Source organism: Microbacterium hominis, assembly GCF_013282805.1.
Lineage (GTDB): Bacteria > Actinomycetota > Actinomycetes > Actinomycetales > Microbacteriaceae > Microbacterium > Microbacterium hominis_B.
This window is the reverse complement of sequence record NZ_CP054038.1, coordinates 197,096-208,054: the sequence shown is the minus strand read 5'-3', so window position 1 is coordinate 208,054 and position 10,959 is coordinate 197,096. Positions and strand designations below refer to the sequence as shown.

At 71.5% G+C, this 10,959-nt stretch carries 9 protein-coding genes; 4 read left to right on the top strand and 5 right to left on the bottom strand.

What is annotated here, in order from left to right:
- Nucleotides 1-67: 67 nt before the first annotated feature.
- The gene (locus HQM25_RS00960; protein ID WP_172988501.1) at nucleotides 68-967 is read left to right on the top strand and encodes a LysR family transcriptional regulator; all 900 of its coding nucleotides are present in this window, start codon (nucleotides 68-70) and stop codon (nucleotides 965-967) included.
- Nucleotides 968-2,061: 1,094 nt separating this feature from the next.
- Here the strand turns inward: HQM25_RS00960 and HQM25_RS00955 are convergent.
- On the bottom strand, nucleotides 2,062-3,564 hold the full coding sequence (locus tag HQM25_RS00955; protein WP_172988500.1) for a DHA2 family efflux MFS transporter permease subunit: 1,503 nt from the start codon (nucleotides 3,562-3,564) through the stop codon (nucleotides 2,062-2,064).
- Nucleotides 3,565-3,671: 107 nt separating this feature from the next.
- On the opposite strand from HQM25_RS00955, the gene HQM25_RS00950 reads away from it, so the two are divergent.
- Nucleotides 3,672-4,586 carry a phosphoribosylaminoimidazolesuccinocarboxamide synthase gene (locus tag HQM25_RS00950; RefSeq protein WP_172988499.1) on the top strand — a complete coding sequence of 305 codons (915 nt, stop codon included), beginning with the start codon at nucleotides 3,672-3,674 and terminating at the stop codon, nucleotides 4,584-4,586.
- Nucleotides 4,587-5,128: 542 nt separating this feature from the next.
- On the opposite strand, the gene HQM25_RS00945 is transcribed toward HQM25_RS00950, so the two are convergent.
- Nucleotides 5,129-5,881, bottom strand: a complete 753-nt coding sequence (locus HQM25_RS00945) for a cytochrome c biogenesis CcdA family protein (RefSeq protein ID WP_172988498.1) — start codon at nucleotides 5,879-5,881, stop codon at nucleotides 5,129-5,131.
- Nucleotides 5,881-6,429 carry a thioredoxin family protein gene (locus HQM25_RS00940; protein ID WP_217275173.1) on the bottom strand — a complete coding sequence of 183 codons (549 nt, stop codon included), beginning with the start codon at nucleotides 6,427-6,429 and terminating at the stop codon, nucleotides 5,881-5,883. The genes HQM25_RS00945 and HQM25_RS00940 overlap by 1 nt, the downstream gene beginning before the upstream one ends.
- Nucleotides 6,430-6,681: 252 nt before the next feature.
- Between HQM25_RS00940 and HQM25_RS00935 the strand changes: the two genes are divergently transcribed.
- Both HQM25_RS00935 and HQM25_RS00930 read left to right on the top strand, forming a co-directional pair.
- Nucleotides 6,682-8,013: a uracil-xanthine permease family protein gene (locus HQM25_RS00935; protein WP_172988497.1), complete on the top strand. Its 1,332-nt coding sequence runs from the start codon at nucleotides 6,682-6,684 to the stop codon at nucleotides 8,011-8,013.
- 530 nt (nucleotides 8,014-8,543) lie between these two features.
- Complete coding sequence (locus HQM25_RS00930; RefSeq protein WP_172991431.1) at nucleotides 8,544-9,407, top strand: VOC family protein; 864 nt, start codon at nucleotides 8,544-8,546, stop codon at nucleotides 9,405-9,407.
- Here the strand turns inward: HQM25_RS00930 and HQM25_RS00925 are convergent.
- Together HQM25_RS00925 and HQM25_RS00920 are read right to left on the bottom strand one after the other, a co-directional pair.
- Nucleotides 9,400-9,819 (bottom strand): iron chaperone, encoded by a 420-nt coding sequence (locus tag HQM25_RS00925; protein WP_172988496.1) that lies wholly within the window; start codon nucleotides 9,817-9,819, stop codon nucleotides 9,400-9,402. The genes HQM25_RS00930 and HQM25_RS00925 overlap by 8 nt on opposite strands.
- A gap of 123 nt (nucleotides 9,820-9,942) precedes the next feature.
- Complete coding sequence (locus HQM25_RS00920; protein ID WP_172988495.1) at nucleotides 9,943-10,956, bottom strand: LacI family DNA-binding transcriptional regulator; 1,014 nt, start codon at nucleotides 10,954-10,956, stop codon at nucleotides 9,943-9,945.
- Nucleotides 10,957-10,959 lie beyond the last annotated feature (3 nt).

The following is a 10,959-nucleotide window of genomic DNA, read 5'->3' as shown; positions in this document are numbered from 1 at the left end:
TTCATGAAAGAAAAGCGACCGTTTCTGACGTATATTCGTCAGCTGTACCGATGAATCGGGGAGATGGATGCTGGACCTGAAGCGCCTGCGTCTTCTGCGCGAACTCCACATGCGCGGCACGCTGGCCGCCGTCGCCGACGCGTTGAGCTACAGCCCGTCCGCGGTGTCGCAGCACCTGTCGCAGCTGGAGCGCGAAGCCGGCGTGGAACTCGTGCGCCGCGTCGGGCGCGGCGTGCGGCTGACCCCGGCCGGCGAGCAGCTCGTCGCGCGCGCCGAAGAGCTGCTCGAGACGATGGAGCAGGCCGAGGCCGAACTGCGCGCGATCGGCGAGGGCCCGTCGGGGACGGTGCGGCTCGCGGTGTTCCAGTCCGCCATGCTGGCGCTGCTGCCGGCGGCGCTGCGCGCGATGCGCGAGCACGCGCCCCGCGTGCGCGTGGAGGTCTACCAGCGCGAGCCCGAGTCAGCCCTCCGCGAGACGTGGATGCGCGAGTTCGACCTCGTCGTGGCCGAGCAGTACCCGGCCCACTCCGCACCCCACCATTCCGGCCTGGACCGTCGCGCGCTGCTGACCGACCGCATCCGGCTCGCCGTCGGCGGCGAACTGGCCGACCCGGTGCGCACGCTGGCCGATACCGCGGAGCTGCCATGGGTGATGGAGCCGCGGGGTGCGGCATCCCGTCACTTCGCCGAGCAGGCGTGCCGCACCGCCGGATTCGAGCCCGACGTGCGGTACGAGACCGCTGACCTGCAGGCGCACGTGCGGCTCGTCGAGTCCGGCAACGCGGTCGCGCTGCTGCCCGACCTCATCTGGGCATCGGCCGACCCGCGCTGCGCGCTGCTCGGGCTCGCGGGGGCTCCGCGGCGCACGATCTTCACGTCGGCGCGACGTGCGGGCGCGGAGTTCCCCGCGGTCTCGACGTTCCGTGCCGCGCTGGATCAGGTGGCCTCCGACCTCGAGGTGGAGTGACGCGCGGTCCCCGCGGCACCGATTCGCAGCCGCACACCCCGACTGCCGCCCGCGCGTCGTTCATGGGGCAGGTTCCGCGGGGTTGCAGGGGTGGAACCCGCACGACACGCCCCACGAACCGGGCAGCCTCGCGCCGGCAGTGGCTCAGGGGGCACGGCCTGCGGGGTCGCGGGGGTGGAACCCGCACGACACGCCCCACGAACCGGGCAGCTTCGCGCGGGCGGCGGCTCATGGGGCACGTTCCGCGGGTCGCCGGGCTGGATGCCACCAAACGCGCCCCACGAACCGGACGGCTTCGCGCCGGCAGCGGCTCATGGGGCACGATCCGCGGGGCCGCGGGGGTGGAACCCGCACGACACGCCCCACGAACCGGACGACCTCGCGCCGGCAGCGGCTCATGGGGCACGTTCTGCGGGTCGCCGAGCTGGAAGCCACCAAACCCGCCCCACGAACCGGACGGCTTCGCGCCGGCAGCGGCTCATGGGGCACGTTCCGCGGGGCCGCGGGGCTGGATGCCACCAAACCCGCCCCACGAACCGGACGGCTTCGCGCCGGCAGTGGCTCATGGGGCACGTTCCGCGGGGCCGCGGGGCTGGATGCCACCAAACCCGCCCCACGAACCGGGCGGCTTCGCGCCGGCGGCGGCTCATGGGGCACGTTGTGCGGGGTCGACGGCGTGGATGCCTGCAAACGCGCCCCACGAACCGGACGGCCTCGCGCCGGCGGTGGCTCATGGGGCACGTTCCGCGGGGTCGCGGGGGTGGATGCCACCAAACGCGCCCCACGAACCGGACGGCTTCGCGCCGGCAGCGGCTCATGGGGCACGATCCGCGGGGTCGCGGGGCCGGATGCCACCAAACGCGCCCCACGAACCGGACGGCTTCGCGCCGGCAGCGGCTCATGGGGCACGATCCGCGGGGTCGCGGGGGTGGATGCCACCAAACGTGCCCCACGAACCGGGCAGCCTCGCGCCGGCGGCGGCTCATGGGGCACGATCCGCGGGGTCGACGCGATGGAACCCGCACGACACGCCCCACGAGCGCCGCGCCGGCCGCGCGCGCAGCCCGCGCGGGACCGCGCTCAGCCGGCGCGAGTCAGCTCCGCGGCTGCCCGAGCCCTTCGGGCCGGCGCAGGAACAGCACGCCCACCACTCCCACCACGAGCACGGCGGCCGACAGCAGGATCGACTGGGCCATCGCGGTCGAGAACGGCTCGGCGATGACGGGCGGCAGCGCTCCACCCCCGAAGCCCTCGCCCGACGCGTCGGCCCCGGCGCCGAGGTTGGCCTCCAAGCGCGCCTGCATGAACACGGCGATCGCGGCGGAGCCGAGCACCGACCCGATCGTGCGGGTCGTGTTGTAGATGCCCGCGCCTGCTCCCGCCTGGCGCGGAGCGAGGTTGCGCGTCGCGGTCGTCGCGAGCGGACCCCACATGCCCGCGTTGCCGACGCCCATGAGGAACGACGGGATGAGGAACGCCCACACCGGGGTGTCGGGGCTCATCAGCACCGAGTAGAGCACCAGCGATCCGGCGACGAGCAGGAGTCCCGGCACCAGCAGCAGGCGGGGATCGCTGCGGTCGAGCAGGCGTCCGGCGAGGGGAGAGAGGATGCCGGCGGCGATCGCCATCGGCACGAGAAGCAGCGCGGACTCGGTGGGCGTCAGCCCCCTGCCGAGCTGGAAGAAGAACATCATCGGCAGCGACATGCTCGTCACACTGAAGCCCACGGTGGCGATGCCGAGGTTCGCGATCGAGAAGTTGCGGTCGCGGAACAGCTCCAACGGCACGAGCGCCTCCGACTTCGTGCGGGCCTGCTGCCACAGGAACAGGCCCATCACCGCGACGCCGGAGATGATGAGCCCCCACACGGTGATCGGCCCCCAGATCACGCCCCAGTCGTAGGTCTCGCCCTCCTGCAGTCCGAACACGATCAGGAACAGGCCCACCGCGCTGAGCACGACCCCGACGAGGTCGAAGCGGTGCGGGTGCGTCTCCAGGCGGGGAACCAGCATCCACGCGAGCACGAAGCCCACGATGCCCACCGGGAGGTTGACGAAGAAGATCCACTCCCATCCGAATCCGTCGACCAGCAGGCCGCCGGCCAGCGGACCGACGAGCATCGCGACGCCCGAGGTCGCGCCCCAGAGGCCCATCGCAGCGCCCCGCTGGTTCGGCGGGAACGTGCGGGTGATGACCGCCATCGTCTGCGGCGTCATGAGAGAGGCGCCCACGCCCTGCACCGCGCGGAACGCGATGAGCATTCCGAGCGTGTCGGACAGGCCGCAGGCGAGAGAGGCGAGCGTGAAGATCGCGAGGCCGATGAGGTAGATGTTCTTCGGACCGAACCGGTCGCCCAGGCGCCCCGTGATCAGGAGCGGGACGGCGTACGCGAGGAGGTACGCCGAGGTCACCCACACGATGTTGTCGAGGTTGGGGGTGCCGGGGTCGAGGTCGGCTTTGATGGCGGGGTTCGCCACCGACACGATCGTGGTGTCGACGAGGATCATGAAGAAGCCGATCACCAGCGCCCACAGGCCTGGCCAGGCGCTGCGGGTCTTCACCGGAGACGTGGATGTGGACGTGAACGGTTCGCTCATCGGCGGCGTCCTCTCTCTGACTCGTGGACTCTACTCGCCCCTGCCCGGGCCGAGGGTCGCGGAGTGCGCAGGCTGAGCGTGAATCGCACGCGGGCGATAATGGGCGGGTGACCGACTCCGCAGCATCCCCGGCCCCGCTCGACCTGCCCGGTTGGCGCCACATCTATTCGGGCAAGGTGCGCGACCTGTACGTGCCGGCCGACACGCCCGAGGGCGGTGCGCCGGCGCGCCTCCTCGTCATCGCGAGCGACCGCGTGAGCGCCTTCGACCACGTGCTCTCGCCCGGCATCCCGAGCAAGGGCGAGCTGCTCACGAGCCTGAGCGGCTGGTGGTTCGACCAGCTCGCCGGCGCGGACGGCGGGCGCGGCATCCCGAACCATCTCGTGGCGGGCGCCGAGGCGCCGGATGCCGTCGCCGGACGCGCGATGGTCGTGAAGAGCCTCGACATGCAGCCGGTCGAATGCGTGGTGCGCGGCTACCTCACCGGGTCTGGCTGGGTCGAGTACCAGGAGAGCGGCACGGTGTGCGGCATCGCGCTGCCCGCGGGTCTCGCCGACGGCGACCGGCTGCCCGAGCCGATCTACACGCCCGCGTACAAGGCTCCGATGGGCGAGCACGACGAGAACATCTCGTTCGCGCAGTCGGTGGAGCTCGTAGGCGCGGAGCGCGCGGCCGAACTGCGCGATCTGTCGCTGGAGATCTACCGGCGCGCCGCGGCGACCGCCGAGGCGCGGGGGCTGATCCTCGCCGACACGAAGTTCGAGTTCGGCCTCGATGCGGACGGGGTCATGACCCTCGCCGACGAGGTGCTGACGAGCGATTCATCGCGCTACTGGGATGCCGCGACCTGGCGCACCGGGACGACCCCGAAGGAGCGCATGGCGAGCTTCGACAAGCAGATCGTGCGCGACTGGCTCGCGGCGAACTGGGACAAGCAGGGCACGCCGCCCGAGCTCCCCGCCGAGATCGTCGAGCGCACCGCCGCCCGCTACCGCGAGCTGATCGGTCTGCTCACCGGCTGATCGGTGCGGCCGAGGGGCGGGCGGCGGCGGTCGGGTGCGGGCACCCCGCCGATCCGCACGGAGCCGCCAGCCGGCATCCGCCCCTTCCCCCTTGCCGAGAACAGTTCTGGCTGAGAACAGGTGATCCGGCGTGACCCCTGTCCCCCTCGCCGAGAACAGTTCTGGCCGAGAACAGGTGATCCGGCTTACACAGGCCGAACCCCACCCACACCAGCCTGTCCCCGGCAGATCACCTGATCTCAGCAAGACCAGCCAGGCGAGTGGATGCCACACCCGCCCCACCCGCGGGCACCCCGCCGATCCGCACGGCGCCGCCAGCCGGCATCCACCCCTTCCCCCTCGCCGAGAACAGGTGATCCGGCGTACACAGGCCGAACCCCACCCACACCAGCCTGTCCCCGGCAGATCACCTGATCTCAGCAAGACCAGCCAGGCGAGTGGATGCCACGCCCGCACCACCAGCACCGCAGCACCGCAGCACCGCACCGCCGCACCGCCGCACCGCCTGCACCGCCGCACCGCACCGCAGCGCCGCCCGCGGCTCAGCCCAGCAGCATGCGCTCGAGGTTCTCGATCGGGCCGTACCAACCCTGCTCGAGGATCCAGGCCTGGAGGAGCCGGTCCCACCCGAGCGCGACGGCGACGCCGACGACGAGCAGCACCCCGCCCATCCCGCGGCGGAACACGCCGTGCGGGTCGGCGAGCCATCCCAGGCGCCGCACGAGCGCGGTGCCGGCGATGGCGATCGCCAGAAGCGCGAGGGCGAGCCCCACGGCGTACGCCGTCGTATAGACGACGCCGGCGGCGAAGCTCGCCGGCAGCACCGTCGCGACGATGAGCGCGTAGGTCGGGGAGCAGCTGCTGAACGCGGGGCCGAGGGCCGCGCCGAGGGCGATGTCTCCGGTGAGACCACCGCGCCGGTAGCCGCGGTCGAGCAGTCGGCCGCCGCCGGCCTGCCATCCGGCCGCCACGGTGAGTCGCTCCCAGAGCGTGGGGAACAGCATCGACAGACCCAGCACCGCGACGATCACGCCCGACACGGTCTGCCACACCCAGCCGGGCACGCCCAGCAGCGCCGAGGTCGCCTTGAGCAGCAGTGTGAACGCCACGACCGACACGGCGAGCGCCGCCGCGATCACCAGCGGCCGGAACCACTGCCGCTCCGCCGCTGCGGCATCGCCGCCGCCGGCGCGGACCGCCGTGCCGCCGACGATCACCGGGAGCAGCGGCAGCACGCACGGCGCGAGCACCGTGAGCACCCCGGCGGCGAAGGAGACGAGGGTGAGAGCGAGCATCAGCCGTCGATGCCGAGACCCGTCAGCGCGGCGTCGAGGGTCGGATCGTCGTACGCGACGAACGATGCGGTGGCCGCGCCGGAGTCGTCGAGGGCGACGACCGTGGTCTGCAGCCGCACGTCGTAGCGCTGACGCAGCTCGGTGCTCGTGTCGTAGTCGACCTTGAGGATGGTGACGCCGTCGGGAACGCCGACCGCGTCGATGTCGGACTCGAGCGCCCGGCACTGCGGGCACCAGGGCGCGTGGAAGAACAGCACGCGCGTGCCCTCCGCCGACGCGAGCGCGGACTCGGAGTAGTCCACGTACGACCCGGCGGTGGTCGCGCCGGGCGCGGGTGCGTCGGCCTCGGGGGTCGGCGTCGCCTCGGCGGCGGGAGACTCCTCGGCCGCGTCGTCCGTGCCGTCGTCCATCGGTTCGGCGGTCGGCGTGGCGGTCTGCACGGCGACGGGCTCGTCCTCGCGACCGGCCACGCTCACCGCGACGGCGGCCCCGACCCCGACCACGAGCACGCCCGCGATGACCAGTCCTGCGATGGCACTGCGCTTCATACTCTCCATCCTCCGCCGGAGCGGGGCCGACGAACCCCCGCAGACCATGACGATTCGATGACGGATGCCGCGCCCGCCGTGCTGCGCCGCCCCTACGGTCCGCCGCCCTCCGCCGCCCCGCGACGCGTGCGTCGGCGACGCCCCGCGCGCCGCGCCGGGCGCGGCATCCCGAACCGCACGCGGACACGGCGGTAGCCTGATCGGTCGACCGGCGCGCGCGAGACGCGGCCCGCACCACCGAGGAGAGACCCCATGCCCACGTGGACCCTGCACGGCAACGGACGCACCGTCGAGCCCGGAAAGGTGGTGGCCCCCGACGAGCGACTCAACTGGGGTGCGACCGTCGCCGTCGGCATGCAGCACGTCGTCGCGATGTTCGGCGCGACGTTCCTCGTGCCGCTGCTCACCGGCTTCCCGGTGTCGACGACGCTGTTCTTCTCGGGCGTGGGGACGCTGCTGTTCCTGCTCATCACGCGCAACAAGCTGCCGAGCTACCTGGGGTCGTCGTTCGCCTTCATCGCCCCGGTCACCGCGGCCACCGCCTCGCAGGGCATGGGCTCGGCCCTCGCGGGCATCGTGGCGGTCGGCGTGCTGCTGGCAGCCGTCGGATTCGTGGTGCAGTTCCTCGGGATCGGGTGGATCGACCGGCTCATGCCGCCTGTCGTCGCGGGAGCCATCGTCGCGCTCATCGGCTTCAACCTCGCGCCGGTCGCGTGGGACAACTTCCAGCTCGCGCCCGTCACCGCCACGATCACGCTCGTCGCAGTCGTGCTCTTCAGTGTGCTGTTCCGCGGGTTCCTCGGGCGCATCTCGATCTTCCTCGGCGTGATCGTCGGCTACATCACGGCGCTCGTGCGCGGCGAGGTCGACTTCTCCGACGTGAACGCCCTCGTCGCCGACGGGCAGTGGTTCGGCCTCCCGACGTTCCAGGTCGCCGACTTCGCCTCCCCCGGAACGTGGAGCGTCATCGCGATGTTCCTCCCCGTCGTGCTGGTGCTCATCGCGGAGAACGTCGGCCACGTGCGCGGGGTCGCGACGATGACCTCGCGCTCGGTCAACCGTCAGACCGGCCGCGCGCTGATCGCCGACGGTGCCGCGACCACGCTCGCGGGCGCTTTCGGCGGCTCCGGCACCACCACCTACGGCGAGAACATCGGCGTCATGGCGGCCACGCGCGTCTACTCGACGGCGGCCTATTGGGTAGCCGGTGCGTTCGCGATCCTGCTCTCGCTGTCGCCGGTGGTGGGCGCGATCTTCAACTCGATTCCGGCCGGTGTGCTCGGCGGAGTGACGACAGCCCTGTACGGGCTGATCGGCATCATCGGCATCAAGATCTGGGTCGACAACCGCGTGGACTTCTCTCGGCCCGTCAACCAGTACACCGGAGCGGTCGCGCTGGTGATCGCGATCGCCGGATTCACCATGCAGTGGGGCGACTTCGAGCTCGGCGCGATCGTCATCGGCTCGGCCGCCGCTCTGCTGATCTACCACCTCGGCAACCTCATCGCCCGCTGGCGCAAGACCGGCGCCGACGACGGCGGCCCCATCCCCGCCGTGGGTCAGCTGGGCGGCGACCCGCAGTAGCGCGGGGCGCCGGGCGCGGCATCCACTCGCCCTGCCCTGCCCCTTGCGGGCGTGCCCTGCCTTGGCCCGCCTTGGCTTGCCTTGTCTTGCCTTGCGGGCTTGCCTTGCCTTGCCTTGCCTTGCCTTGCCTTGCCTTGCCTTGCCTTGCGGGCTTGCCTTGCCGAGAACAGGTGTTCCGGCGAAAACAGGCCGGGGTGAGCACGAAACGTCCTGCATACGGCAGATCACCTGATCTCAGCAACCGAAGAGTGGATGCCGCGGCGGAGCCCATCCGGCATCCACTGACCGAGAACAGGTGTTCCGGCGAAAGCAGGCCGGGGCGAGCACGAAACGTCCTGCATACGGCAGATCACCTGATCTCAGCAAACGGAAGTCAGCGCGACCAGCGACCAGCGCGACCAGCGACCCGCGCGACCAGGACGTGTCCGCGGATGCAGGGAATGGTCGCCGCGCGAAAATGGTTGTAGCTACACGTGAATGACGCGACCGTGAACCTCCCCGCCCCCGACAAGCTCGCCGCGGCGACAGCGATGGGCGCGGTCACGCTGCTGGTCGGCGACCTCGACGCCATGACCCGGTACTACCGCGAGGTCGTGACCCTGCAGGTCCTGGGCGCGGAGGCCGACACAGTCACCCTCGGCCGCGCCGGACTCCCGATCGTCGTGCTCCGCCACGATCCCGCCCTGCGGCATGCGCCCCCCGGCAGCGCGGGGCTGTTCCACACCGCGATCCTCTTCGAGACGCAGGAGGCCCTCGCCGCGGCGCTGTACAGCGTCGCCCGTCACGCTCCCGGCACCTTCACCGGGTCGGCCGACCACCTGGTGAGTCAGGCGTTCTACTTCACCGACCCGGAGGGCAACGGCATCGAGCTGTACTGGGACCGCGCGCGCACCGACTGGTCGTGGGTGCACGGCCAGGTGGAGATGGCGACCCTCTACCTCGACCCGAACGAGTTCCTCCGCTCCCACCTCACCGAGCAGGCCTCGCTCGGATCGACCGGTGGCGATGCCGCCTCGGTCGGGCATGTGCACCTGTCGGTGGGCGACGTCGCCACCGCGCGCGCCTTCTACGTCGACGCCCTCGGCTTCGACGAGACGGCGGCCCTCGGCAACCAGGCCGTGTTCGTCAGCGCCGGCGGCTACCACCACCACATGGCGATGAACGTGTGGAACTCCCGCGGCGCCGGACCCCGCATGCCCGCGCTCGGGCTCGGCCGGGTCGACCTCGCGCTCCCCGGCGCAGACGCCCTGGGCGAGCTGGGCGAGCGCCTCCGCCACCACGGCTTCGCGGTGCGCGACGACGGCCGCGCGCTGAGCTTCGACGACCCGTGGAACAACGTTCTGCGCGCCGAGGCCGCACCAGCCCCCGCCTCGGCAGCCCCCGCCGTCAGCTGATCGCGCGCTCGACGAGTGCCGTGATCTGCTTCTCGGTGTCGGGCCCGATCCCCACCAGCGCGTACGACGTCGCCCACATCTCCCCGTCGTCGAGGGTGGCGGCCTCTTCGAACCCGAGCGTCGCGTAGCGGCTCTTGAACTTCGCGGCGTCCTTGAAGAACACCACCACCTTGCCGTCGCGCGACCAGGCCGGCATCCCATAGAAGGTGCGCGGCACGAGGTCGGGCGCGACCTTCGCGACGATCTCGCTCACCTTCTCGGCGAGCACGCGGTCGGCCTCGGGCATCTCGGTGATCTTCTCGGCCACCGCCTGCTCGCCGCTCGCGCGGTCCTGAGCGGCCTTCAGCTCCTTGGCGCGCTCCTTGACCGCTGCGCGCTCCTCGGCCGACAGGCCCGTCGATGCCTTCGCCATGTTCCGGCTCCTCGCGTGTTCGTCCCGGTTCGGGATGCCGCACCCTGCGGCATCCTCCACGTTACGAATCCGCGCGCGCCGATGCTTCTCCGATCCTGCTCGGATCGGGTGCACGACCGGTCGTCAGACGGAGTCGCGCTCGATGAGCTCCGTCTCGAGGATCGTGACGTGGCGCGGGTGCTTTCCTGCCAGGAGGTCGAGGAGCACGGTGGCCATGCGCTCCCCCTGGGCGAACGACGGCTGACGCATCGTCGTCAGCTGCGGCGTGACCGAGGTGGCGACGGGCGAGTCGTCGAAGCCGATGATCGCGACGTCGGCGGGCACCCGCAGACCCTCGGCCGCGAGCACCGACAGGGCTCCGCGTGCCATCAGATCGCTCGCGGCGAAGACCGCGTCCGGTCGCTCCCCGGCGGCGAGGATCTCCCGCATCGCGACCGCGCCGCCGTCGGCGGTGAAGTTGCCGTCGGCGATCGCTCCTTCGGGGAGATCCCAGGCGGCGAGCGCCTCCCGGTATCCCTGAAGCCGGTCGACGCCCGCGGGCATGTCGAGCGGTCCGGTGATGGTCGCGATGTTCTTGCGGCCCTGCTCGATCAGGTACGTCGTGGCGTCATGGGCGCCGCGCACGTTGTCGACGTCGACGTAGTAGTCGCGCTCGCGCTCGCGCACGGGGCGACCGCCGTACACGACGGGGACGGCCGCGGCGATCCGGTCGATGAACGTGTCGCTGGTGTGATGGGAGACCACGATCGCACCGTCGACCGCGCCCGATCGCACGTAGGACGTGGTCTTGTCGCCGGGGTCATCGCTGGCGATGAAGAGGTTGAGCACGTAGTCGGACTTGCTCAGCCGGGCGTTGATGCCCGACACGATCGCCGCGAAGAACGGGTCGCCGAAGAACCGGGTGGTGTCTTCGGGAACGATCAGGGCGACAGCGTGGGTCTGCCGGCTCGCCAGCGAACGCGCCGCGCGATTGGGCACATAGTTGAGCTCCGCGATCGCCCGCTGCACCGACTGGAGTGCCGACGGGCTCACCGCGGTCGAGCCGTTCACGACGCGCGACACGGTCGACCGGGAGACCCCCGCTGCCGCGGCGACCTCCTCGATGGTGACGGTGCCACTCACCGTGTGTGTGCTCATTGC